We start from the raw sequence: 24,186 nt of genomic DNA, 5'->3' as shown, positions 1-24,186 counted from the left end.
GCGCGCTGCCGGCGAACAGGAACGGCAGATCCGGGTACGCGTCGTGCCAGGCCGGCATCGCGGTGCCGGCGAGCAGCACCCCGGTGTACGTGGCCAGCGCCGGCGCGGCCACCGCCGAGGCGAGGCCAGCCACGCGTCCGACCGGTGGCAGCAGCCGACGGGCCACGCCGAGCGCGCCGTGCCGGGGCAGCGCCGGAGCGATCTCGCTCACCGCCGCCAGTCCGGCCACCGGCCCGAACGCGGCCAGGATCCAGGTGCCCATCGACATCGGCGAGGTCGGCTTGATCACCCGCAGCATGTGGTGGAACCGGGCCGGCCGGCCGAGGTCGTTGACCAGGAAGTAGGTGCTGGCCCCGATCGCGGCGAGCGCACCCAACCGGCCCGCCCGGCGCAGCGCGGGGCGGCCGGTGAGATCGGCACCGGCGGCCAGCAGCGCCGTGCCGGCGGCGAGCCCTCCGGTGAACAGATACGCCGGAATGTCATACCGCCACACCGGTGCCTTCACCACCGGCCGGCCGTAGTAGGAGGCGAACTCGGCCGGCGGCACCGCCGTCGGATCCCCGCCGACGACTCCCGGCCCGGGTCCGTCGCCCCGCCCGGACCGCCGACGCCGTCCGCCACCGTTCGGCTGGTCGAGGCTGGCCCGGAACTCCCCGAAGCGCTCGCCCAACGGTCCGCCGGAACCTCCCCGGCCCAGGCCGCTCATGCCGTCTCCTCGCGTCGCTCGGTCACGATGGCCGACCGATGAACGCGGCGACCGTGGCCGCCGCCATGGTGAGCGCGGCCAGTCCGGCTCGGCGCCACATCCGGGGCAGGTCCCGGGTGGTCACCACCGGGTCCGGCGGCAACCCGTACACCTCCGGCTCGTCGAGGAGCAGGAAGAACGCGCCGTCGCCGCCAACGCCGTCGCCGGGGTCGTCTCCATAGAGGCGCGCCTCCGGAACACCGTCGGCGTGCAGCCGCTCGACCCGGACCCGGGCCCGCTCCCGCAGCTCGTCGACCTCGCCGTACTGGATCGACTCGGTGGGGCACGCCTGGGCACAGGCCGGGGTCTGGCCCGCCCCGATCCGGTCGTAACACAGCGTGCACTTCCAGGCCCGGCCGTCGTCCTTGCGCTGGTCGATCACCCCGTACGGGCAGGCGGGTATGCAGTAGCCGCAGCCGTTGCAGATGTCCTCCTGCACCACCACCGTGCCGAACTCGGTGCGGAACAGCGAGCCGGTCGGGCAGACGTCCAGGCAGGCGGCGTGGGTGCAGTGCTTGCAGACGTCCGACATCATCAGCCAGCGCAGATCGGTCCGCTCGTCCCGGTCGCCCCGGCCCGGCAACTCGCTGCCGGGCATCCCGAGGAACTGCGTCCCGTCCGCCATCCGGCCAGCCGGGGCGGGGTCCGGAGCCGGTGGCAGGCCGGGCCGGGTGCCGAGATCGACGGTGGTTTCGGCGCCCGCCTCGGCGGTGGCCGGACTGATCGGCGGCCCGGTCGGGGTACCGACCATCGGGGGCGTCCGCTGCCAGCCGACCGGCCTGGGCTGTTCGATGAAGGCGACATGCCGCCACGAGTTGGCGGTCAACGCGCCGGTGTTGTCGTACGACATGCCGAGCAGGTCCAGCCCGCTCTCCGGTACCAGGTTCCACTCCTTGCAGGCCACCTCGCAGGCCTTGCAGCCGATGCAGACGCTGGTGTCGGTGAAGAAGCCCATCCGGGGTGGCGGATCCAGATGCCCCGCCTGCTCGGCGGGGTTCACCGAGGCGCCCGGGGAGTTGACGTCGACCATGTTCAGGCCTCCCGGTCCGTACCGTCGTCGCTGCCGTCGTCGTCGGCCCGGGCCGTGACGACGGGTGGGTAGTGGCCGTCCACCCCGGCCCGGCGGCGGTAGTCGGCAAGGTAGTCGAGCAGGGGCGGTCCGGTCGGACGGCGCCCGGCGCGGATGTCGCAGGTGCCGACCTTGCTCTCCTGGATCAGTACGTTGGGGTCGAGAGTGATGCCGAAGAGGTCGTTGGCCGAGTCGCCCCGGACCAGCCCTTCGGCACCGAAGTGGTACGGCAGCCACATCTGGTGGATCACCCGACCCTCCACCCGCAGCGGGGTCAGCCGGTCGGTCACCAGCACCCGGGCCTCGATCACGCCCCGGGTGGTGACCAGGTGGGCCCAGCCCAGATGGGTCAGTCCCCGCTCGACGGCCAGTTCGGGCGAGACCTCTACGAACATCTCCGGTTGCAGCTCGGCCAGGTACTTCACCGTCCGGCTCATCGCGCCCGCGGTGTGGTGCTCGGTCAGCCGACTGACCGTGAAGACGTACGGGAAGACTTCCGAGTGCTGCTCCGGCGGGCTCGGGTTGGTCGGATTGTCCGGCCGTTCGTAGACCTTCCGGGTCGGGTTGGCCTGCTGCCCGTAGAGCGGGTTGCGGACCGGGGACTCGGCCGGTTCGTAGTGGGTCGGCAACGGCCCGTCGAGCACCCCCACCGGCGCGAAGAGCCAGCCCTTACCGTCGCCCTGCATGATGAACGGATCGTCGCCGCTGAGCCCGGCCACTCCGACGTCGTCCTCGCCGGGCCGGTAGGACGGCGGCTTCGTCTTCTCGAAGTCGGGTACGTCGTGCCCGGTCCACTGGCCCTGCTCGGCGTCCCACCAGACGTACCGTTTCCGTTCGCTCCACGGTCGGCCCTCGGGATCCGCCGAGGCCCGGTTGTAGAGCATCCGCCGGTTGGCCGGCCAGGCCCAGCCCCATTCCGGGGCCACCCAGCTCTGCTCCCGTCCGGGCTTGCGTCGGGCAGCCTGGTTGACGCCGTCGGCGAAGACCCCGGTGTAGATCCAGCAACCGCCGGAGGTGCTGCCGTCGTCCTTCATCTCGGTGAACGAGGCGAGTGGGCGACCGGTGGCCACCTCGTACCCGTTGATCTCCCGCAGTACGGCGGTGGCACTCGGCTCGGCGTGCGGACCGTGGGTGGGGTAGTCCCAGGCCAGGTCCAGCAGGGCGCGGTCGCGCGGCAGGGTGGAGCCGGCCAGCCGCTCCCGGATGATCCGGCCGAGGTGGTAGAAGAACCACAGCTCGGAGCGGCTGTCGCCGGGGGCGTCGACGGCCTTCTCCCGCCACTGCAACAGGCGCTGGGTCTGGGTGAAGGTGCCCTCCTTCTCCACGTGCGAGGCGGCGGGTAGGAAGAAGACCTCGGTACGGCAGCGTTCCGGCGAGATCTCGCCGGTCTCCACCTCCCGGCTGTTCTTCCAGAAGGTGGCACTCTCGATCATGAAGAGGTCCCGGACCACCAACCAGTCCAGGTTGGCCATGCCGAGCCGCTGGGCGCGGCCGTGTGCCGAGCCGACCGCCGGGTTCTGGCCGAGCAGGAAGTATCCCTTGATCTTGCCGTCGATCATGTTGAACACCTGCTGGTAGGTGCCGTGGTCGCCGGTCATCCGGGGCAGGTAGTCGTAGCAGAAGTTGTTCTCCGGGGTGGCCGCGGCGCCCCAGTACGCCTTGAGCAGGTTGACCGCGTACGCGCGGGCGTTGTTCCAGAAGCCCTTCTGCCCGGGGTGCTGGATGCTGGTGACCCAGTCGTCGAAGGTCGGATGCTGTGCGTGTTGCGGCATCGGCAGATAGCCGGGCAGCAGGTTGAACAGCGTCGGGATGTCGGTCGAGCCCTGGATGCTGGCGTGTCCGCGCAGGGCCAGCACGCCACCGCCGGGCCGGCCCATGTTGCCGAGCAGAAGCTGGATGATCGCTCCGGTGCGGATGTACTGCACGCCGACGGTGTGCTGGGTCCAGCCGACGGAGTAGACCAGCATGCTGGTCCGGTCCCGCCCGGAGTTCGCGGCCCAGGCCCGGGCCACCTCCTCGAACCGCTCCTTCGGAATGCCGCAGACCCGCTCGACCATCTCCGGGGTGTAGCGGGCGTAGTGCCGCTTGAGGATCTGGTAGACACAGCGCGGGTGTTGCAGGGTCTCGTCCCGCATCACCTGTCGGGCAACCGGTGGGCCGTGCGACTCGTGCCGCAGCCCGGCCGCGCTGTCCCGCTCGGTGGCGGTGTCGTTCGCTCCGTCGCCCTCGTTTCCCTCGTACTGCCAACTGCTCTGGTCGTAGCTGGTCGTTGCGGGATCGAACCCGGAGAAGAGCCCGTCGAGGTCCTCGGTGTCCCGGTAGTCCTCGCTGACGATGGTCGCGGCGTTGGTGTAGGCGACGACGTACTCCCGGAAGTCCAGTTCGTTCTCCAGGATGTACCGCACGACGCCGCCCAGGAACGCGATGTCGCTACCGGCCCGGATCGGCAGGTACGTGTCGGCCAGCGCGCTGGTACGGGTGAACCTGGGGTCGACGTGGATAACCTTGGCACCCCGTCGCTTGGCCTCCATCACCCACTGGAAGCCGACCGGATGGGCCTCGGCCATGTTCGAGCCCTGGATGATGACGCAGTCACTGTTGATCAGATCCTGCTGGAACGCCGTCGCGCCACCGCGACCGAAGCTGGTCCCCAGACCGGGGACGGTGGCGGAGTGTCAAATCCGGGCCTGGTTCTCGATCTGGAGCGCACCCATCGCGGTGAACAACTTCTTGATGAGGTAGTTCTCCTCGTTGTCCAGGGTGGCTCCGCCCAGGCTGGCGATGCCCAGGGTGCGGTGCAGCGGACGCCCCTCGTCGTCGACGTCCTCCCAGGTCGCTTCGCGGGCGGCGAGGACCCGGTCGGCGATCATCTCCATCGCCGTGGACAGGTCCAGCTCTTCCCAGTCCGTCCCGTAGGGGCGGCGGTAGAGCACCCGCTGCTGGCGCAGTTCGCTGGTGACCAGCGTCTTGCTGGCCGCCCCCTTCGGGCAGAGCCGGCCACGGGAGATCGGGCTGTCCGGATCGCCCTCGATCTGGGTCACCCGGCCGTCGGCGACGTAGACCCGCTGTCCGCAACCGACAGCGCAGTACGGGCAGACCGACCGGGCCATCGACTCGGCACTGTCGGTACGCGGGGTGAGCGCGTCGGACCGGGCGGACTTCGCCGCCGCCCCTCGGCCGAGCGGGTCGGTGCCGGTGAGTTGCCGATAGACGGGCCAGCCCTCGATCCAGGTGCGGACTCCCATTCCCGACACCTCCTGCCAACGAGGCCGGTGAGCCAACCCCCCGAGAGTAGATCACCCGGCCCGTTCCCGCTCGTGACCGCCGAAATCGCCACCGACCGACGGGCCCCGGAGATGTCCGAGCCGGTTTCCCACCGCCCCGCCGCCTGGGAAACGGAACGGGATCGGGAATCGCTCCAACAGAAATCCGAATGATCATGACAATGAGCGTGTATTCGACAGTAGTCTGGCGCGATGTCTGTCGATCAATCCACCGACACCGGTTCGGATTCCGCCCCCAGTATCGACTTCGACCACCACTCCCCCGACTACCGCGCCAACTGGCGGGCGGTCTCCGACGACCACCTCGCCCGCTGCCCCGTCGCGCGGACCAACGCGTACGGCGGCTTCTGGGTGGTGTCCGACCACGCAAGCGTCAGCCAGGTGATGCGGGACGACGCCACCTTCAGCTCCGGCCGCAACACCGAGGACCCGTCGGATCCACAGCAGGGCATCGTCATCCCACCCAACCCGTTCCGCCAACTCCCGCTGGAGCTGGACCCGCCGGAGTACACCCCGTACCGGCGGATACTGAACCCGTACTTCTCCCCGACCGCCGCACGCGAGGCACTGCCCTTCGCGGAGCAGGCCGTCGATGCCCTGCTCGACCGGGTCTGCGCCAGCGGGCGGCTGGATCTCGTCCTCGACATCGGCAACCCGATGCCGGCGCTGGCCACGATGAAGCTGGTCGGACTGCCGTTGGACGACTGGCAGACGTACGCGGAGCCGATGCACCGGGTCGTGGCCATGTCCCCGAACGACCCGGACTACATGCACAACGTTCAGGTCATGGGACAGCTCGGTGGCGCCATCGCCGCCGAACTGCCGAGACTGCGGACGGAACCGGGCGAGGGGCTGCTCAGCGGGCTGACCAAGGCCACCATCGACGGCAGGCCGCTGCCCGACGAGGACGTGGTGATCATCGCGCTGCTGATGATCCAGGGCGGCGTACACACCACCACAGCGCTGTTCGCGCACACCATGCTGTGGCTGGCCGACCATCCTGAACACCGCGAGCGGCTGGTGGCCGACCCGACGCTGTGGGACCACGCCACGGAGGAGTTCCTCCGCATCTTCCCGCCGGCGATGGGGTTCGCCCGGACCGTCACTCGGGACGTGGTGGTCGGCGGGCAGCAATTCCGGACCGGTGACCGGGTGATGATGTCCTTCGCCGCCGCGAACCGGGACCCGGCGGTCTTCGCCGACCCCGACCAGGTCCGCCTGGACCGGGCACCGAACCGGCACACCAGTTTCGGGCTCGGCATCCACCGCTGCATCGGGTTGAACTACGCCCGAACCTGGTTCCCACTCATGGTGCGGCGGGTGCTCGAACGAATGCCGGACTACTCGATCGACCGGGAAGCCACCCGGCAGAACGAGAGCGTCGGCATCATCAACGGCTTCGTCACCATGCCGGCCACCTTCACCCCGAGCGCACCCCTCGGCACGACGATGCCGACCTGAACGCTGAACCGCCCACGCGGTGTCCCGGGCCACCGGCGTCCCGGTCAGCCAGTCACACAGCGGCGCCGGACCACCGAACCGGTGGGCGAGGACGGCTGATCCGGAGCCGGACGGTTTAAGCCTCGCCCCAATGGCAATGACGCCGCATGGCCGACCGCACTCCGGTGGACGTCATCCTGCCCTGCCTCGACGAGGCTGACGGATCGCTGCCGGTCTCGCTCGGCGAGGATCGCACCGGCTGGTGGGCAATCACGGCCGAGGACGCCGACCGGCCCGGGGCGGCCGGGCCAGGCGCGCCCGACGCCGGCCCGGACCGGGGATCGGACGGCCCTGATCCGGCCGTCGGCGGCACCCGGGCGGCCACCCCGTGAGCAACAGCCGGATGTACCGCGACGGCGCCCTCGTCGCGGAGGACTTCCCGGCCAGCGAGGTCGGGGAGCGACTGGCCGCGGACGATCACGCGGTCATCTGGCTGGACATCTGTGGACCACGTGAGGACGATCTGAAACTGCTCGCCGAGGAGCTCGGCATGCACGAGCTGGCGCTGGAGGACGTCGTCCAGCAGGCCCAGCGGGCCAAACTCGACCGGTACGACACGCACCTGTTCCTGAACACGTACATGGTGCGGCTGGACGCGGCCGGCGGGCTCACCGACGTCGAGGTGTCGGCGTTCGTCAAGCCCCGGGCGCTCGTGACGGTGCGCTACAACGACCGGTTCGACATCCGCGAGTTGCTGGCCCGTTGGGACGAGAGCGCCGAACTCGCTCCGCACGGCGTCGCCTTCCTGCTCTACGGCCTGCTCGACACGCTGATCGACGGACACTTCACGGCCGTGCAGCAGCTCGACTCGACGTTGGAGCAGGTACAGGGGGTGATGTTCAAGGGCGGCGCGACGAACCGCGACGAGGTCCAGCGACGCATCTTCACCGCCCGGCGCAACCTGGTCCGGCTCCGCCAGGTCACGCTGCCGATGCGGGAGGTGGTCAACTCCCTGATGCGCCCGACGATGCACACCGTCGATCCCCAGATGCTGCCGTACTACCAGGACCTGTACGACCATGTGCTGCGGGTCATCGAGTGGAGCGACTCGTTGCGCGATCTCAACACGACGATGCTCGAAACGAATCTGATGTTGCAGAACAACCAGCTCAACCTCATCGTCAAGAAGGTCACCGGCTGGGCCTCCATCATCGCCGTACCGACGGCGGTGACCGGATTCTTCGGGCAGAATCTCGCGTTCCCGTGGCGGCACACCTCGGCGGAGTTCGTCATCTCGCTGGTCGTGACGTTCGGGTTGGCGATCTCGCTGTATCTGGTGTTCAGGAAGAAGACCTGGATCTGACCGAGGTTCCGGATCGCGCCGGCGTTGGCAGCGCCGGGAAGGCTGACGGATTGCCAGCCTTCCCGGCGGCGATACACGGGTTACCGGGACCAGACGTCCTGGACGATGTCCGCGGCCTGGTTCTCCCACTGCGCGTAGGCGAACGGGTACGCCGACACCTGCACCGCCTGCGCGGCGTCGGTCAGCGGCAGGTCACGCCAGTTGTTGATCCGCCTCAGTCCGTCGAAGAACGCCCCGGCCGAGTAGTCGCGGTCGGTGATCTGATCCGGCGACCCCCAGCCCGACGACGGACGCTGCTGGAACAGGCCCAGCGAGTCGTGGTCGTTCCAGTCACCCAGGTGACCGAGGTTGCGCAGCTTCGACTCCTGAAGTGCGGTCGCCACGCCGATCACGGCGCCGCGCTGACCCATATTCAGCTTCCGGGCCGTCCGGACGATCTCCCTGGCGTTGTCCCGCTGGTCGTCGTCCAGGTCGATCCGCGACTGGTAGCCCTGGACACCGTGCGGGACCAACTTGTCCCGGGACGGCTTGGCGTCCGAGTTCCCGTCGTCGGTCTTCCCGTCCTCGGTCTTCCCGTCCTCGGTCTTCCCTTCGTCGGTCTTCCCGCCGTCGGCCGGCTTGTCCTGGGCCGACGGGTCCTGGGCCGCGCCGTCCTGCGGTTGGTCCGCCCGCACCGTCTGGCTGTACGCCGCCGGCTGGGTACCGTGGTCGCCTCCTCCGGCGGCCACCGTGCCGGCAGGTCCGGCGACGGCCGAACAGGCGGCCGCGCAGGTTAGCCCCGCGACGGCCAGTGCGGTGCGACGAGCTACCGGGGTTTCCGCGACGGCGGGAAGCCGGCGTACGGCCGGATGTGCGGCGATGGCGGGAAGCCATCGTGTGACAGCGGTCTCCGCGATGGCGGGAAGCCATCGTCCGAAGATCGGATTCATGGTTGCCCTTTCGATCTGGGATTCCGGGGAGGCACTGCGACGCCACGGGTCTTCCGCCGACCCGGCGCAAAGCGGTACGCCCGCAATCCAGGGGGCTGAGCTCGCGGGCGTACCACGTGACACAACCGGTGGCCTAGGTCCGGCATTCCGGATTTGCGCCGTCGGTGAGCCGGGCCGCCGACACCGTCCCGAACGGCCCGCCGGTCGACCTCCCGAGCACCGGTAGGGTCCGGACAGACCATCGAAATCGGGTACGGATCATCCGCACCCGCCAGGTTGGGGCTACCCTGACCCCATGCAGTACGCCGCCGCGGCCGGAACCGGCGTGGCCTACCTGGCCCGTCCGGGCCGTCCTGCCGTGGTGCCGTCGACCGTCGCCGAACTGGCCGGGCCGACGCGCGGGACAGTGACCCTGCCGCTGCGGCTGATGTGGGGGCCCGACCGTTCCTTCGACCTCGACGATCCGGACCAGTTGCTCTGGATGTACGAGAACGTGCTGCGCGAGACCACCCGGTCCGAGGACCTGCGCCGGTTCGTCAACGCCGGGATCCTCCGCCGGGTCTGGTCGATGCTGAACCTGCCCCGGGGGGTGCGGGCGGCGTGGGAGCGACGGCACCCGTCACTGACCACCGAGTACGGCGACCAGTCAGGTGACCGCCAGGCGGCATGACCACCACCCATCTCGACGACTTCTACCGCCAGGTCGCCCGGGTCGCGCTCTCCGTGGCCGACAAGCACGGATTCGTACTCGGCGGCGGGGTGGCCTGGGCGGCACACGGGTTGGTGTCCCGGCCCACCGAGGACGTCGATCTGTTCGCCGACGTCGACGGCGCGGCGGCCAGTGCGGCGACGGAGGTCCAGGTCACGCTCGAGGCGGCCGGCTTCACCGTCACCGACGAGGACCCGTCGGGCGACCTCGCCGGGCTGTTCAGCGGCTTCGAGCTGGACATGAAGGATTTCCTGGTGAGTCGGGGAGGCCGACGGCTCCGGCTCAGCCTGGGCCGGCTGGACCGGCACAGGAGCCCGGTCGTGATGGACCTCGGACCGGTCATGCACGTCCAGGATCTGGTGGCCAGCAAGACCGCCGCCCTGGTCACCCGGCGCGAGGTACGGGACTACATCGACGTCGCCGCCGCGCTCGACCGGTACTCCGTCGACGATCTGCTCCGCCTGGCGTCCGAGTACGACCCGGCGATCGAGCCCGACGACGTCACCGCCGCCGGCCGGTACCTCGACCGACTACCGGACCAGCGTTTCGCCCGGTACGGCCGCGACCTCGAACAGGTACGACAGATCCGCGCCAAGCTCGCGGGCTGGCCCCGCTGACGGCGACCTTCCGGACATGACGCTGGCCGGGTCCCTTGGTGCGGGACCCGGCCAGCGGGATGTCACGTGTCAGGTGTCAGGTGTCAGGTGTTCGGTCAGCTGTTGTTCCAGGCGCCCGCGACCAGGTCAGCGGCCTGGTTCTCCCACTTGGCGTACGCGTCCGGGTACGCCGAGACCTGTACCTTCTGCGCGGCCACGGTCAGCGGCAGGTCATGCCAACCCTCGACCTGCTTCAGCCCGGTCAGGAACGCGATGGTCGAGTACTCCGGATCGGTGATCTGCTCCGGCGTGCCCCAACCCGAGGACGGCCGCTGCTGGAACAACCCCAGCGAGTCATGATCGTTGGCGTCACCCAGATGACCCAGGTTCTCCAACTTCGACTCCTGCAACGAGGTTCCGACCGCGATCACCGCGGCACGCTCGTCCAGACCAGCCTTCTTCGTCGCCTTCACGATCGCCCTGACGTTGCCGGACTGCTCACCCGACAGCGGGATCGACGACTGCTCACCCTGCACACCACGGGGCACCAACCGGTCCCGCGACGGCCTGCCCTTGCTGTCCTTACGGTCCTTGCGGTCCTTGCTGTCCTTGGCACCCTTGTCAGCCTTGTCGGCCTTGGCACCCTTGTCGGCCATGACCGACTGCGACACGGCACCGGTGTCGTGCTGCTCCGGGGCGGCCTGGGCCGCTACCGCCGGACCGGCCACCGCGCCACCGACGAACGCCAGACCAGCCAGACCCAGCGCGCTCTTACGAATGATCGAAGTCTGCTCGATGGCCGGGAGCCATCGGCTGAACAGAGTCGTGTTCTTCACGATGGTTACCTTCCACTCGGGGATGAACACCCCACAGGGGGACGTGGGATGTCAATGGAACTCGTCGGCCCACACCAGGATCACGTCCCGGGGACCGGACACTGCCCGACCAGTACTGGGGGGTACTCCGCCGAACACAATATGTAACGACCGGGGGACCTGGATCATTCCCGGCCCGCCGTCTACCAGCCCAGGTCACGGGCCGTGGTACTCGGTCGTACGGGTAATGTAACGACCGGCCCCCCGCCAACATTCCACCGGACCAACTCGATCATGAACCCGAACCGGACACCGGGACCAGGTGGGTGGCCATGGTGAGTTCAGCGGGTGATGCCGAGCGTGGCGATCAGGTCCTCGTGGAGTTCGAACCAGACACGGTGGCACGAATCGACCTCGACGCCGGTGATCCAGGCCGGATCATGGTCGGCTTGGATCACCGCAGCGGCGAACCGGTCGTGGTAACCGGCGAACCGGCCGAGGGAGGCGACCAGGGGCCGTTCGAGGTCGCGTAGCTCGGTGGCGAGATCGGCGAGCTGGTGAAAGGTGTCCGTGGGACTACCGGGGCCCAACTGCCACGTGGTGAAGATCCGGGACGCTCGGGCGTTGAGCGGCAAGAACCGCTCGTGAACGGCGGTGACGGTCCCACGGGCACCGACCCGGTCGAGCTCGTCGCGGAGTTGTACCTCGTTGTGCCGGTACCCGGTCCCGGTGAGCGACCACCCAGCCAGGTCCGCGAAGGAGGATCGGCTGACCCATCCGTGCGCCTGAGCGTCGAGGAGTTCCTCCCGGGTCTGCTCGGTGTCGAGGCCGAACCGGGCGGCGACGGAGGCGGTATCAGCGAATCCTTTGAGCCGGACCGCGTGGAGCACCAGCAGGTCGGTGGGAGACGGGTGGGCCATCACCCCCCTCCTCCGGTGATGGTGCCGACAGTGCCGTCGATGGTGACGACTGCGCCGTCGGTCAGTCTGGTCATCGCCTCGCCGGCGCCGACGACGGCCGGAATCCCGAACTCCCGCGCGACGATGGCCGCGTGGCTGAGGACACCGCCGGTCTCGGTGACGACGGCGGCGGCAAGGCGGAACAGTGGAGTCCAGGCCGGGTCGGTGGTCCGGCACACCAGGACGTCGCCGCGTCGGACCCGGGGGAAGTCATCGACCGATCGTGCGAGGCGTGCCGGTCCCCACGCTCGGCCCGGACTGCCGGGCACACCAGTGGCCAGCGGCCGAGCCGAGCCCTGACCGCCCAGGGCCGCCGGGGCGCCGAGGGCGGTAATCGGGCGTGCCTGCAGCAGCCAGATCCGGCCGTCGCGGACCGCCCACTCGACGTCCTGGGCCCCGCCGAGGAGGTTCTCACACCGCCGGCCGAACGCGACGAGCCGGAGTACCTCGCCTACCGGCACGCAACTGCGTGCTCTGTCCGGCTCGGGGACGGGCGAGCGCACCAGTCCGTGCTCGCGCAGGTCGAGCCGGGTCTGTTTGGCGCCGATGGTGACCCGGACGGTGTCCGCCGGCGGGGTCACGATGACCTCGTCGGGGATCACCGCCCCCGAGACGACAGTCTCCCCGAGGCCCCAGGATGCGTTGATCACTACCGCGTCGGCGCCGGTGCGGGGGTCGCGGGTGAACAGCACGCCCGCGTGGTCGGCCTCGACCAACTGCTGCACGAGCACCGGCGCGGTTGGCTCATCATCGCCGTCATCGTCGAGGTCGAGGTGTGCCCGGTAGGCACGCGCCCGGTCCGTGTGCGGGGAGTCGGCGCAGCGCCGGACCGCGGCCAGGACCTCGTCGAGGCCACGGGCGCCGAGGACGGTCTCCAACTGCCCGGCGTAGGACGCCGTTGCCGAGTCTTCCGCCAACCCCGATGACCGGACCGCGACCGCCCGACCGGGCAGCCTGTCCAGGTGCTCCGCAACCACTATCGGGTCGACGGCCGGGTCGGTCACGACGAACCCGTCCGGGACGGGAAGGCCGGCGCGCAGCAGCGAGGCGAGCCCGTGGGCCTTGCGCCCGCACGCGGGACCCGCGTCGACGAGGGGGACGACGCTCACGAACCGGTGTTCCCGTCGAGCCGGGCCAGTACGCGCTCGTGCCGCTGCTGTGCCGCCTGGGCGGTCCGCAGACCCAGTGCCTGCGCGACCTGGGCCCAGGTCAACCCCTCGGCTCGGGCGACGAACAGCAGACCCGCCTCGAGCTGGTCCACCTCAGCGCGCGCGGCGGCCAGCAGCGTGATCGCGGCCAGCAGCTCGTCGGGCAGTTCCAGGGCGCTCCGGTCGGTTTCGGCCCGCCACAACGCCTGACGAATCAGCGTCACCGCGTCGTGCGGCTGGCCGTCGGCCTGCCAGGGCAACCGTGGCAGGTCCTTGCCGCCGCCGGCGGTCAACCGGTCCCGCGCCCCCCGCTCAGCGCCCGCTGCGGCCCGATCGTCCCATCCCTCGTGCACGCCCCCAGCGTGTCCTTCAACAAGATGTTTGTCAACAGACTGTTGAAAGATGCGGTGATGCCCCGAACCCGGGGTCGGCCGGCGCCACATCGCCCGCCCGTGCCGGACCCGAAGTGTCAGAACTGCTCCGACGGGACCGCTGACATGTCGATCACCTGCGCGACGGGCAGACGTGGCGTGCGCGGCAGCGGCCCGTCCGGTTCGGGCTCGGCGATCCCCAGCCGCATCGCCAGGTAGGGCTGGCCGAGTCCGGCGAGCAGGCGGCGCAGGGTGTGCCAGGTGGCGGCGACCTCGATGACGCCGCTCAGCGGCACGACCGACACTCCGACCGTGGCGGCGGTGAGCCAGGCGGCGGACAGCGCTTCTCCGGCGTGCAGCCAGTCCCGTGGTCCGTCGTTGTCGCCGAACAACAGCGCACAGGTCCAGCCGGTCCGGGCGTACCCGCCAGAGCCACGGTTGGGTGTTGAGGATCGACGGCGCATGCCGGGCGGCGGCCGCCGCGTCGGCGAGCACGGCGGCCGGCGGCCGGTCGATGGTGATCTCGTTTCTCACGGTCGGACCTCCTGGGATCCAGATACTGCGGCGCCGGGACACTCGTCGCCGCGCGCATGATGGTCGCTGCGTGGCCGAAGTGGCCGCGCGCGAGGCGGAGCCGGCGGTATCCGGTACCGGATCGTGGGCTGTTCAGGTGTCCTGCAGGAGTTCGTTGAGTACGGCGGCCTGGCTGTGCTCGACGTCCCTGCCGGCGGCTCCTGGGTTCACCGCGTGGCGCCACCGCCAATCCTCGTCCGGACGTGCGCCGCCGGCCAGGTACCTCGCCAGCATCTGCCGTCGGGACAGATTGCCGATTTCCGGCAACACACGACCGCCCGGTTGCCCGATCCGGCGTCCCGCCCGGAGCCCATCCACCTCGCCAGTTGGCGGCAGCAGGGTTGCAGCGGCACCGCGTCGGTGGGCGCCGGCCGTTCCGGGAGAGCACCAGAGGCCCGGTGCTTGCCGACCGCCGGCAATGTGACCCCACGGTTATTAGCCGGTGGCGTCCCCTGCCGTCTCTCCTCGCACGGCGCAGGCTTGGTCCGACGGGCTGTTCCGGAGCGAGCGAGGAGGCGAACGGTGACGAGTCACATGCTGACCCCGGTGCCGGGCGTTTGCGCTGCTGGGATGCGGGTTCATCCGGCCGGATACCCGGTGCGCGTCGGTTCCGCACCGGATGAGCGCAGGGCGACGATCAGCCTGGCGGCTGGCCCCGGCTATGCGGTGTCGCGCGCAGTGCCAGTGCAGCGCTGAGCCTGCGGCCCGCCCCGCACCCCCTACACCTCGTAGTCCCCTCTCCGCACGCCGTGGCGCCACCGCACCCGAAACACCCCTGCCGCCCGGCGTCGTCTTGTCATCCGACCTCATGCACGAACCGTAGAAAGGACCAGTGAGGTGACCAGTACCGTGCGGGATCCGATCGATCTGCTCCGCTCCAACCTGGAGAAGCAGTTCAGGCTGTATACCGACCAACTCACCGAACTCACGGCGTACAGCCGGCAGCCGGGGCGCGGCGGCTACGACCGCGACACGCTGACCGCGCTGACCGGATCGGCCCGTCAGTCGCTCGCCGACACTGCTCAGGCGCTGCAACGCATGGCCGAGGGCAGTTACGGGAGGTGTGAACGCTGCACCGGCGACATCCCGCTGGAACGGCTGGAGATCCTGCCGCACGCCCGGTTCTGCGTTCCGTGCCAACGTCAGCAGACCGGCTGACGCGGCCGGCACGGGGCGGGCGTCCACAGCGTGTCGAGGTACGCGGCACGGAGATCGGTACACCGTAAGGAGGGGCGTCGCCGCGTCGAACGGCGGGTCGCGGCGGGACCACCTGTCGCGTCGTCCGCCGGGCTGTCCCGCTCCCAGCCGGGCAGGAGTTGGGGACGGACCTGTGGTCGGGCCGTACCCGCCGCAACCTTTTCCCGATGTGTGGAGGTCCGAATGAGACACACCGCCATCGTCGTCGGCACCGACGGCTCCGAGCAGAGCAGGGCGACAGTTCGATGGGCCGCCGCCGAGGCGCGACTCCGCTCCGCCCCGCTGAAGATCCTCACCGCGTACCCATGGAACGGGCCGCCAGAAGCGCTCGACGGTGTCGGTGAGCTGCCCGACCCCGTTGCGCAACGGTTCGAGCAGCTGGCTGCCGCAGCCGCAGCCGAGGCGCGGGCGCAGCAACCGGGCATCGAGGTCACCGGCGCCGCGGTGATCGGCGACCCGGCCTTGGTCCTGGTGGAAGCCGGTCGGACCGCGGCCATGCTCGTCGTGGGTAACCGCGGACGCGGGGGCTTCACCAGCCTCGTGCTCGGCTCCGTGAGCCAGCACGTCGCCACCCACGCGGCCGGCCCCGTTGTCGTCGTGCGCGGTCGGGCCGACACCGCGTCCGGTCCGATCGCGGTGGGCGTCGACGGCTCCGCCTCGGCGCAGCGCGCCCTGGCGCTCGGATTCGACGAGGCACAACGGCGCGGCTGCGAACTCCTCGCCGTCCTCTGCTATCCGCTGCCACTGTACGCAATGGACGTGACGCCGCTGCCGTACGACCCGGATGCCGCCCGGCGCGACGCGGCCAGCTGCCTCGACGCCGCAGTGACGCCGTGGCGCGACAAATACCCCACGGTGCCGGTGAAAACCGTCGCCGAGCCGGGGAGCCCAGCCAGAAACCTCATCGACGTATCCGGACACGCCACGCTGCTCATTGTCGGCAACCGGGGCCACGGGGCGCTGGTCGGCAGCCTTCTCGGCTCGGTCAGCCAGCAACTGCTCCACCACGCCGACTGCCCGGTGATGATCGTCCACGCTGAGCAGCCAGCGTGACCGCGTCGGCCGGTGGCGGGTGGCGGAGAGCAGCCGTGGCGGCCGCCTCGCGGTGGCAGACGACCCAGCGCCATCGCGGTGAGACAGGGCCGACGTGGTGAGCACGGAGATTCACCGGCCGCGGTACGCGGAAGTGTTCACCGCCGGGCGGTCGTCGCCGAGGCGCGGCGCAGGGTGTCGTCCTGCCGGGCGGTCACCGGGTGGACGGGTGGCGGGCTGCCGACAGGGCGGCAAGGCCCGCGCCAGTGAGCGCGGCGGTCCACGGTGCGGACGCGGCCTGCACCGGGATACGCAGGTTCGCGGCGATCTGCGCAATCAGGTCGGGCGTCCCGGCACCGTCGCCCACCACGAGCAGGCCGCGGCGCAGCGCCGTGGGGACCACGGCCCGGGTGGCGGCGTCGCCGCACAGTTCTTTGATCATCCGGGCAACGGCGTGGGAGAGCATTTCGGTAGGTGCGCCGTGCGTGAGGTCGCGGGTACCGATGTCGGTCCGACGCGCCGCCGTCACCCTGCCGTCCCGCAGGATCGCCGCCTCGCTGATCTCGGCACCGATGTCGACGACGAGCAGACCGCCCGTGGCCGCGCCGGCTCCGATGGCCGCCGCTCGTACGGTGTCGATGAACAACACCCGTGACGGGGCGAACACGGCCTCGACGACCTGGCCGAGCGCGTGCTGTTCCGTCGTGGTCGTCTGCACGGGGCGGCAGACAACCACGACGGGTCCGGCCGGGATCGGGTCGCGGTACTGGCGGATCAGCTGCGACAACACACCGGTACAGCCGGGTCCGTCCACGACCCGTCCCCGGCGCACCGGTACGCGGGACGTACCGGCGGTGCCGGCGCTCGGGCAGCCCAGGCCGCCGCGACCGGCCGCCCACACCTGGATTCGGCCGCTTCCCAGGCTGACGGCGATCGCGTTGGGCGGGGTCGTCGCGCCCGGCCGGGCATCGGTGCGCGGCCCGGTCGACGGTTGCGGGACGGGGACCACCGTGGGTACGAACATGCCGATCTCACTTCTGGGGACTCGGGTAGGGGCAGTCGGGCGACAGGTGTCGTCGGTGCGGCAGCTCGTGCCGTAGGGCTGCCGCACCGCCAAGGGTGCGTCGCGCGTCGCGGAACGACAGGAGCTCGGACCGGTAGAGAGCCCGCCTCGATCTTCCGGGGGTCGGCAATCCAACGAAGCGGGCCGTACGGCCCACCGCCGGCCTACCGCGGTGGCCGGCGGTCCTCCGCAGACCGGCGGTGGCCTTGGAGCCGAAGTCCGGCACCCATGCCTGGCACACTCGGCGCGTTGACGAAGTCCGTGCTCGCCTTTCAGTCGTCGGTGCCGGTGTCACCAGTTGGCTGGCGGGTCGCTGGCGGGAAACGACTGCCTGCCCCACTCGTCGACGATGCCGTCGGTGATGCCGCCGATGTCGTCATTGACGTCGGGCGGAGGACGAGGCACGTTCGCGGCCCGGACGAGCGAGTCGACGGTCGTGCCATGCTGTTCGGGCTCCGGGCTCAGTGTCACCGCCGCTGGCGGGCCCGCTGGCTGTGTGATCATTGCAGTACCTCCCGTCCTGGTCACGGTCTGCTCAGCGCGGCGAACGGGCCCGCTCCCGACTGACCGGCCGGCTGATCGGACAGCGGGCGTCCGATCAGCCAACCGCGCATCGGGTCAGGCTCGGTCGCCGGGACAGCGGCCGCCACGGTGTCGTCGAGGTCGAACCCGAGCCGGTCGACAACGTCGGTGACGCCCGGGACCGCCTCGGTCAGCCGCGCGGCGGCGATGGCCGTCGTCCTGCTTGCGACGCGACCGGCGAGGGTGACCACACCGCCGTCAACGGTGACTCGGACCGTCCGGGGCGGGATCCTCAGTGTGCGGCCCAGGACGCGCTGCACGACCTCGTCGCGGATCACGGCGTCGAGTCGGGCGTGGATCTTGAATAGGTCCGATCGGGTGACGATGCCCCGCAGCCGACTGCCGTCGTCGACGACCAGTAACCGGCCGACGCCACTTCGATACATCACCCGGGCGGCGGCCGGCAGCGACGCGTCGGCTCGGATGGTCAGCGGTGGGCCGCTCATCACCTCCACGGCGGTGCCGGCCGGCCACTGCACCGTCGACGGCACCCACCGGCGCCACCAACTGGCGCGGGGAGCGCCGTCCGGCGCACCGATCTCGATCCTCTTGAACAGGTCCGTCCAGGACACCACGCCGAGCACGACATCGAACCTGTCGATGATCGGCACGGCGCTGATCTGACGGTCGGTGAGCAAGGTGACGATCTGCGCGACCGACGCGTCGTCGGGAGCGGTGATCACCTCGCTGGTCATCACATCGCCTACTCGCCACTGCGGCATGCTGCTGCTCCTCTCCTTGTGGGATCCGAGCGCGCCCAGCGGGTGTCGTTCCGGCTGGCGCGGGACTTGAGCGTGGGTCAGCGGGGCGGGGTGGATGGGAACCCCAGGCGCGACCGGGCTGCCGTCCGTCCTCCGCGGATCCGCTGCTGACCGGCTCGTACTCGGATTCGGTGCGCGGCACCCGTCCGCGCGGCCCGGCACACCTCTGCCAGGGCCTCCGCGCTGGATGTCGGGCGTGGCCTCCCGGCTGACCTCCATCCTCGCCCGATCGAGCCGCTGGGGGCAGGGGCTGGGAGCACAGACATGGCCGGTCTAAGCTGCCGACTGTCGGCAACGAACGCGGAACGCCGACCAGAGCCTTCATCGTGCACCGCCCGGTGGCTGGCAGATGACGGGTGCCGAGCCTGGCTGGACTGCGCTGGTCGGCGCCGGGCACCAGAACATGTGCCCGTGGCACCAGAGGCTCGGAAGGCGAGGCAGAGGTGACTGACAGCAGTCGGCGGCGCGGCGGGCGTCGGCCGTCGGCACCCGGCCCGGAGGACGGGTGGCTGGTCGAGGTCGCGGAGGGCGCCAGCCGCGACGCCGGCGGGGTTCCGGTGGAGTTGCTCGGCGACTATCTGCCGCTGCTCGCCGATGCGGCGGCCTACGGACGACAGGTCAAGCGCGGCGAGCTGGACGCGGTCGGTCTGCTCGGCCGGCGCGCCGCCGAGCAGGGCATCTCCGCGGGACGAGTGGTGCAGCTGTACCTGTCCGCGGCGCGACGACTGTGGCAGGACCTGCCGATCGTGGTGCGGTCCCGCGACCGGGAGGCGGTACGCGCGGCGGCCACGGCCGTGCTACAGGTCGTCGACGAGGCGGTCGCGACCCTCGCCGAGGGCTACGCGGTAGCGCGCCGTGACCTCGTACGACGGGAGGAGGCACTGCGCCGGGAACTGATCGACGATCTGCTGCGCGGCGATTCCGACCTCGGTACCCTGGTGGAACGCGCGGAACCGTTCGGGCTCGACCTCGCGCGGGTCCATCAGGTGGCGCTGGCCGCGCCGAGCCGGCGGCTACCGGACGCCGAAGCGGCGATCAGCGCCCTGGAGGCGGTCGTGTTCGACCGGCTCGGTGATCGGGACGTTCTCGTCGCGACCAAGGACGGCCTGCTCGTGGTCCTGGCACCGGCCGATCCCGCTGCGGCGGGCCGGTTGTCGTCCGCTGTCGACGCGAGCAACGAACTCGGTCGGCTCATGCATCGCGAGCTCAGCCGGCTGCCCCGCGGACGACCCTGGCGAGTCGCCGTCGGCCGGGGCCACCCCGGCCTGTACGGCATCGCCCGCTCCTACGAGGAGGCCCGCGAGGCGCTCGCCATGGCTGGCCGGCTCGACGCGGACACCCCCGTCGTCAACGCCCACGACCTGCTCATCTACCGGGTCCTGCTGCGCGACCAACCCGCCATCGTCGACCTGGTCCAGGCCGTACTCAGCCCACTCACGCAGGCTCGGGGCGGCGCCGCACCGCTGCTCGACACGCTGGACGCCTACTTCGCCACCGGCACTGTCGCCACCGAGTCTGCGAAACGACTACACGTGTCGGTACGTACCGTCACCTACCGCCTGGACCGGGTCAAGACGTTGACCGGCTACGACCCGGCCGACCCCGCCCACCGCTTCACGCTGCAGGCGGCGGTACTCGGCGCCAAGGTGCTCAACTGGCCGCAGGAGCCGCTGCCGAATCCGGGGTGACTTGAGCGGACCTGCCGAAGCCGGCGGTCACCCTGGTCAACCGTGCCGCACCCGCCCCTCGGCCAGCGGCGGCTGCGGCAACACGCATCCACACCGACTTGACGGGCGACGGGGCTAACCGTTAGACATGGGGCTAACGGTTAGAGGGAGTCCCCATGCAGCAGGAGATAGTGCTCGCGATGCTGGCCAAGGAGCCGTCGTACGGCTACCAGCTGCGCGCGCGACTGCGCGACGCGCTCGGCCCGCTCGGAGACGCACTGAACGCCGGCCAGATCTACGTGACCCTGACCCGGCTGGAGAAGGCCGGTCTCCTGGCGGTCGAGAGGTCCGCCGATGGCGGTGACCGGTCGGATCGCAAGGTGTACGTGCTCACCCCCGACGGTCAACAGCGAGTCGCCGAGTGGATCGCCGAGGTGAACTGGCCGAAGCCCGACCTCGCGGAGTTCCACCTCAAACTGATCGCGGCCTCGTCGGCCGGGTTGGCCGATCCGGTCACCATCGTCGACATCCAGCGGCGGGAGTTGCTGCGCCGGCTGCGGGACGCCCAGCGCGCCGCGATGGCCGAGCCGCGTCACTCGAACGCGGCGTTGTTGCTGGAAGGCGTGGTGCTCCGGCTTCAGGCGGATCTGCGCTGGCTCGAGGCGTGTGAGAAGAACTGGACCCACCGAAGGAGTGGATCGTGAACAAGGCCGCCGGCACGCCCGTACTACGCACCCGCGGATTGCGGAAGGAGTATGGCAAGGGGGAGGGACTGGTACGCGCCGTCGACGGCGTCGATCTCGACGTCAGCGCGGGCGAGACCGTGGCGATAATGGGGCCCAGCGGCTGCGGAAAGTCCACGCTGCTGCACCTGCTCGGCGGGCTGGACCGGCCCTCGGGCGGAGAGGTCTTCATAAACAGCCGCCGCATCGACAACATCAGCGAGAAGGCACTGGCCCGGATCCGACGGACCGACGTCGGCTACGTCTTCCAGTCCTTCCACCTGATGGAGGAGCTCACCGCCGTAGAGAACGTCGAGCTGTCGGCGCTGCTGGCCGGACGCCCGCCGAGGGCCGCCAGACGGCGTGCCGAGGAACTGCTGGATCAGCTCGGGCTCGCCGGACGGGCACGTTTCCTACCCTCCGCGCTCTCCGGTGGCCAGCGGCAGCGGGTCGCGGTCGCCCGGGCGTTGAGCAACGAACCGTTGGTGGTTCTCGCCGACGAACCGACCGGAAACCTGGACAGCGCCGCGACCCTGGACGTTCTCCAGCTCTTCGAGGAACTGCACGGGTACGGGCAGACGCTGGTCATCGTCACCCACGACGCGCGGATCGCGGCCACCGCGGACCGGTTGTTCTCGATGCGCGACGGCGCGCTCGTGGACGAGACCAGGCTGACCGGAGGCACCGCCGGGAATCTCGGTGCGCTCATCGGACTGGAGGGCTGACGGGAATGGGACGCATCCTCCTCGTGGGCCGCCTCGCCCTGCGGGATCTGCGACGGCGCCGCACCGAGGCCGCGCTTCTGCTGATCGCCATCCTGGCGGCCACCACGACGTTGACCCTCGGGCTGGTGGTGCGTGACGCCGCCAGCGACCCGTACGAGAGCACCCGGGCGGCGACCCGGGGACCCGACGTGGTCGCCAGCACCGGCGATTTCGCGCAACCCGCCGACCTCGAGAAGCTGGCGACCGACCCGGGCGTCACCGAGCACAGCGGACCGTATCCCGTCATCCCCGGCGAGCTGGAGGCGTCCGGCCGCAGGTCGGACGTACAGGTCGAGGGGCGTGACGCCACGGTCGCCGCAGTCGACCAGCCCGTGGTGACGCAGGGCAACTGGGTCAGCGACGACGGTGTGGTGCTCGAGGCCGCCTTCGCGCAGTTCCTCGACGCGCACGTCGGTGATCCGGTCACCCTGGGCGGCAGGTCGTTCACGGTGGTCGGCCTGGCGGTCACCGCCGCCATGCCGCCGTATCCGGGGACGTCCTGCATCGTCTCCGTCGGTTGCGCCAACGGCGCTGTCCCGGACGACCGAGACCTGCCCCCCGAACTCCTCCACAACCCCGGGCTGGTCTGGCTCACCCAGGCGGACGCGCGGAGCCTCGCCCCGGCACGGGGACCCATGTCGTACGTGATGAAACTCAAGCTTGCCGACCCGGACGGGGCCGAGGCGTTCGTCGACGCGAACAGTGGCGACCACGGCGGCACCATGATGCCGATGCAGAACTGGCAGAGCATCCTCGCCGACGCCACCGAACTGGCCAGAGACTCCCAGATCCTGCTGCTGATCGGCGCCTGGCTGCTCGGTCTGCTCGCAGTGGCCAGCCTCTCGGTTCTGGTCGGCGGCCGGATGGCCGATCAGACCAGGCGCGTCGGACTCCTCAAGGCGGTCGGCGGCACGCCGGGCCTGGTCGCTGCCGTGCTGCTCGCGGAGTATCTCCTGGTGGCCGGCGTCGCGGTGGCGGCCGGGCTGGCGATCGGGGCGCTGGCCGCCCCGTTACTCACCGAGTCGAGCGCGGGGCTCGTCGGCAGCGCGGGGACGGCGTCGCTGACCTGGTCCACGGTCGCCCTGGTGACCGCTGTGGCCCTCGGGGTCGCGGTCGCGGCGACCGCCGTTCCGGCCGTACGCGGCGCCCGCTCCAGCACCGTCAGCGCGCTGGCCGACGCGGCACGGCCACCCCACCGCACCGGCTGGCTGATCGCCGTCTCGGCACGACTTCCCGTCCCGTTGCTCCTCGCCCTGCGGGTCGCCGCCCGTCGGCCGCGTCGGGTCGTGCTGGGCGTGGTCAGCATCGCGGTCACGCTCAGCGGGATCTACGTCCTCCTGGTGCTCGACAGTGTCCTCGGCGACCTGGCGGGCACCGGCGCGTACACCGAACCTCAGGTGGCGGTGCTGCGGCACGTGCTCGGAGTCTGGACGGTCATCCTGCTCTGCCTGGCGGCGGTCAACGCCATCGTTCTCACCTGGGCGACGGTGCTCGACAACCGGCACGCGTCGGCGCTGGCCCGCGCCCTGGGCGCAACCCCGCAGGACGTCACCGTCGCGCTGGCGACCGCGCAGGTGCTACCCGCGCTCCTCGGTGCCGTCCTGGGCATCTTCCCGGGAGGCTTCCTGCTGTTCGCCGCCATCATCACGATCACCGGCGGCGACGGCGACAAGGCCACGCTTCCCGGGCTCTGGCAGCTCGCCGCCCTGGTCCTGGCCACCGTGCTGGCGGTGGCCGCGCTCACCGCCGTTCCTGCCCACCTTGGCGGCCGCCGTCCGGTGACCGCGACTCTGTGAGCCGGGCCTACCTCGACCTCCGCACGCCCACGGCATGTCTACGCCTACCGCACGGGGCTCAGATCACCAGCCCCGTGCGGTAGGCGTAGACGACCGCCTGTACGCGGTCCCGCAGGTCGAGTTTGGTGAGGATGCGGGACACGTACGTCTTGACGGTCTCCTGGCTGATCACGAGCGTCGCGGCGATCTCGCCGTTGGACAGGCCGTTGGCGAGAAGCCGCAGCACCTCCAGTTCGCGCGGGGTCAGCGCGCCGCCGACCGGGGTGCCCTCGGCAGGACGGATCCGCGCCGCGTACCTGCCCACGAGCTGGCGGGTCACCTCGGGTGCCAGCAGCGCGGCGCCGGTGGCGACGGTGCGGATGCCGTGCAGCAGCTGCGCCGGTGGGGCGTCCTTGAGCAGGAACCCGCTCGCTCCCGCGCGCAGCGCCTCGTACACGTACTCGTCGAGGTGAAGGTCGTCACCACGAGCACCTTGACGGGATGCGCCACCCCGACACCGGCCAGCAGGCGGGTCGCTCCGATGCCGTCGAGTACCGGCATCCGTACGTCCATCACCACACGTCCGGGTGCAGCCGGCCGGCGAGGTCGACCGCGGCCCGCC

Annotated in this window: 24 protein-coding genes and 1 pseudogene; 11 read left to right on the top strand and 14 right to left on the bottom strand. The window is 70.6% G+C overall.

The annotated features are described in order from the left end of the window. The 3 genes from nrfD to fdh form a co-directional block, all read right to left on the bottom strand. Positions 1 to 706 (bottom strand): NrfD/PsrC family molybdoenzyme membrane anchor subunit (gene nrfD, locus I0C86_RS05320; RefSeq protein ID WP_196200066.1); only part of this gene is annotated, 706 nt, incomplete at its 3' end. 22 nt (positions 707 to 728) lie between these two features. Beyond that, positions 729 to 1,775, bottom strand: a complete 1,047-nt coding sequence (locus tag I0C86_RS05315; RefSeq protein WP_196200065.1) for a 4Fe-4S dicluster domain-containing protein — start codon at positions 1,773 to 1,775, stop codon at positions 729 to 731. Positions 1,776 to 1,777: 2 nt separating this feature from the next. After that, positions 1,778 to 5,059, bottom strand: a complete 3,282-nt coding sequence (fdh, locus tag I0C86_RS05310) for a formate dehydrogenase (RefSeq protein WP_255527615.1) — start codon at positions 5,057 to 5,059, stop codon at positions 1,778 to 1,780. Between the two features lie 231 nt (positions 5,060 to 5,290). On the opposite strand from fdh, the gene I0C86_RS05300 reads away from it, so the two are divergent. From I0C86_RS05300 to I0C86_RS05290, 3 genes are all read left to right on the top strand, one after another. Beyond that, entirely contained in the window at positions 5,291 to 6,559 is a 1,269-nt protein-coding gene (locus tag I0C86_RS05300) for a cytochrome P450 (RefSeq protein WP_196200063.1), read from the top strand. 146 nt (positions 6,560 to 6,705) lie between these two features. Then, positions 6,706 to 6,930: a hypothetical protein gene (locus I0C86_RS05295; RefSeq protein ID WP_196200062.1), complete on the top strand. Its 225-nt coding sequence runs from the start codon at positions 6,706 to 6,708 to the stop codon at positions 6,928 to 6,930. Then, complete coding sequence (locus tag I0C86_RS05290; RefSeq protein WP_323373475.1) at positions 6,927 to 7,901, top strand: magnesium transporter CorA family protein; 975 nt, start codon at positions 6,927 to 6,929, stop codon at positions 7,899 to 7,901. Before I0C86_RS05295 ends, I0C86_RS05290 begins: the two co-directional genes overlap by 4 nt. Positions 7,902 to 7,981: 80 nt before the next feature. Here the strand turns inward: I0C86_RS05290 and I0C86_RS05285 are convergent, their stop codons facing one another. Further along, positions 7,982 to 8,830: a hypothetical protein gene (locus I0C86_RS05285; protein WP_196200061.1), complete on the bottom strand. Its 849-nt coding sequence runs from the start codon at positions 8,828 to 8,830 to the stop codon at positions 7,982 to 7,984. A gap of 295 nt (positions 8,831 to 9,125) precedes the next feature. Between I0C86_RS05285 and I0C86_RS05280 the strand changes: the two genes are divergently transcribed. Together I0C86_RS05280 and I0C86_RS05275 are read left to right on the top strand one after the other, a co-directional pair. After that, positions 9,126 to 9,500 (top strand): hypothetical protein, encoded by a 375-nt coding sequence (locus I0C86_RS05280; RefSeq protein WP_196200060.1) that lies wholly within the window; start codon positions 9,126 to 9,128, stop codon positions 9,498 to 9,500. Continuing rightward, positions 9,497 to 10,156, top strand: a complete 660-nt coding sequence (locus tag I0C86_RS05275; protein ID WP_196200059.1) for a nucleotidyl transferase AbiEii/AbiGii toxin family protein — start codon at positions 9,497 to 9,499, stop codon at positions 10,154 to 10,156. The genes I0C86_RS05280 and I0C86_RS05275 overlap by 4 nt, the downstream gene beginning before the upstream one ends. Positions 10,157 to 10,251: 95 nt before the next feature. Here the strand turns inward: I0C86_RS05275 and I0C86_RS05270 are convergent, their stop codons facing one another. The 6 genes from I0C86_RS05270 to I0C86_RS05245 form a co-directional block, all read right to left on the bottom strand. Further along, positions 10,252 to 10,971 (bottom strand): hypothetical protein, encoded by a 720-nt coding sequence (locus I0C86_RS05270; RefSeq protein ID WP_323373474.1) that lies wholly within the window; start codon positions 10,969 to 10,971, stop codon positions 10,252 to 10,254. A 320-nt stretch (positions 10,972 to 11,291) separates the two neighbouring features. Next, positions 11,292 to 11,870 (bottom strand): hypothetical protein, encoded by a 579-nt coding sequence (locus I0C86_RS05265; RefSeq protein WP_196200058.1) that lies wholly within the window; start codon positions 11,868 to 11,870, stop codon positions 11,292 to 11,294. Then, complete coding sequence (locus I0C86_RS05260; protein WP_196200057.1) at positions 11,870 to 13,018, bottom strand: PEP/pyruvate-binding domain-containing protein; 1,149 nt, start codon at positions 13,016 to 13,018, stop codon at positions 11,870 to 11,872. Before I0C86_RS05260 ends, I0C86_RS05265 begins: the two co-directional genes overlap by 1 nt. Further along, positions 13,015 to 13,410, bottom strand: a complete 396-nt coding sequence (locus I0C86_RS05255; RefSeq protein WP_196200056.1) for a DNA-binding protein — start codon at positions 13,408 to 13,410, stop codon at positions 13,015 to 13,017. The genes I0C86_RS05260 and I0C86_RS05255 overlap by 4 nt, the downstream gene beginning before the upstream one ends. A gap of 116 nt (positions 13,411 to 13,526) precedes the next feature. Further along, a complete protein-coding gene (locus I0C86_RS05250; protein WP_196200055.1) occupies positions 13,527 to 13,892 on the bottom strand; it encodes a hypothetical protein in 366 nt (121 codons plus the stop codon). A gap of 202 nt (positions 13,893 to 14,094) precedes the next feature. Next, entirely contained in the window at positions 14,095 to 14,235 is a 141-nt protein-coding gene (locus I0C86_RS05245; protein ID WP_196200054.1) for a hypothetical protein, read from the bottom strand. Between the two features lie 603 nt (positions 14,236 to 14,838). On the opposite strand from I0C86_RS05245, the gene I0C86_RS05240 reads away from it, so the two are divergent. Together I0C86_RS05240 and I0C86_RS05235 are read left to right on the top strand one after the other, a co-directional pair. After that, positions 14,839 to 15,159 carry a TraR/DksA family transcriptional regulator gene (locus I0C86_RS05240; RefSeq protein WP_323373473.1) on the top strand — a complete coding sequence of 107 codons (321 nt, stop codon included), beginning with the start codon at positions 14,839 to 14,841 and terminating at the stop codon, positions 15,157 to 15,159. Between the two features lie 222 nt (positions 15,160 to 15,381). Next, positions 15,382 to 16,251 (top strand): universal stress protein, encoded by an 870-nt coding sequence (locus tag I0C86_RS05235; RefSeq protein WP_196200053.1) that lies wholly within the window; start codon positions 15,382 to 15,384, stop codon positions 16,249 to 16,251. A 193-nt stretch (positions 16,252 to 16,444) separates the two neighbouring features. Here the strand turns inward: I0C86_RS05235 and I0C86_RS05230 are convergent, their stop codons facing one another. From I0C86_RS05230 to I0C86_RS05220, 3 genes are all read right to left on the bottom strand, one after another. Continuing rightward, positions 16,445 to 17,254, bottom strand: coding sequence for a rod shape-determining protein (locus I0C86_RS05230; protein ID WP_196200052.1), 810 nt, complete (start codon positions 17,252 to 17,254; stop codon positions 16,445 to 16,447). A gap of 330 nt (positions 17,255 to 17,584) precedes the next feature. Next, positions 17,585 to 17,797 (bottom strand): hypothetical protein, encoded by a 213-nt coding sequence (locus tag I0C86_RS05225; RefSeq protein WP_196200051.1) that lies wholly within the window; start codon positions 17,795 to 17,797, stop codon positions 17,585 to 17,587. Positions 17,798 to 17,817: 20 nt separating this feature from the next. Continuing rightward, positions 17,818 to 18,597 carry a CBS domain-containing protein gene (locus I0C86_RS05220; protein ID WP_196200050.1) on the bottom strand — a complete coding sequence of 260 codons (780 nt, stop codon included), beginning with the start codon at positions 18,595 to 18,597 and terminating at the stop codon, positions 17,818 to 17,820. A 482-nt stretch (positions 18,598 to 19,079) separates the two neighbouring features. On the opposite strand from I0C86_RS05220, the gene I0C86_RS42935 reads away from it, so the two are divergent. The 4 genes from I0C86_RS42935 to I0C86_RS05200 all read left to right on the top strand — a co-directional run bounded on the left by I0C86_RS42935 (position 19,080) and on the right by I0C86_RS05200 (position 23,585). Then, entirely contained in the window at positions 19,080 to 20,324 is a 1,245-nt protein-coding gene (locus I0C86_RS42935) for a PucR family transcriptional regulator (RefSeq protein ID WP_196200049.1), read from the top strand. Positions 20,325 to 20,479: 155 nt separating this feature from the next. After that, positions 20,480 to 21,007 carry a PadR family transcriptional regulator gene (locus I0C86_RS05210; RefSeq protein WP_196200048.1) on the top strand — a complete coding sequence of 176 codons (528 nt, stop codon included), beginning with the start codon at positions 20,480 to 20,482 and terminating at the stop codon, positions 21,005 to 21,007. After that, positions 21,004 to 21,750, top strand: a complete 747-nt coding sequence (locus tag I0C86_RS05205; RefSeq protein WP_323373472.1) for an ABC transporter ATP-binding protein — start codon at positions 21,004 to 21,006, stop codon at positions 21,748 to 21,750. The genes I0C86_RS05210 and I0C86_RS05205 overlap by 4 nt, the downstream gene beginning before the upstream one ends. Positions 21,751 to 21,755: 5 nt before the next feature. Next, complete coding sequence (locus tag I0C86_RS05200) at positions 21,756 to 23,585, top strand: FtsX-like permease family protein (RefSeq protein WP_196200047.1); 1,830 nt, start codon at positions 21,756 to 21,758, stop codon at positions 23,583 to 23,585. 58 nt (positions 23,586 to 23,643) lie between these two features. Here I0C86_RS05200 and I0C86_RS05195 read toward each other — a convergent pair. Further along, positions 23,644 to 24,186: pseudogene (locus I0C86_RS05195) on the bottom strand (LuxR C-terminal-related transcriptional regulator); the annotation flags it as partial.

The organism is Plantactinospora alkalitolerans (genome assembly GCF_015690345.1).
GTDB lineage: Bacteria > Actinomycetota > Actinomycetes > Mycobacteriales > Micromonosporaceae > Plantactinospora > Plantactinospora alkalitolerans.
The sequence above is the reverse complement of the archived record's forward strand: the minus strand, read 5'-3'. Positions and strand labels throughout refer to the sequence as shown.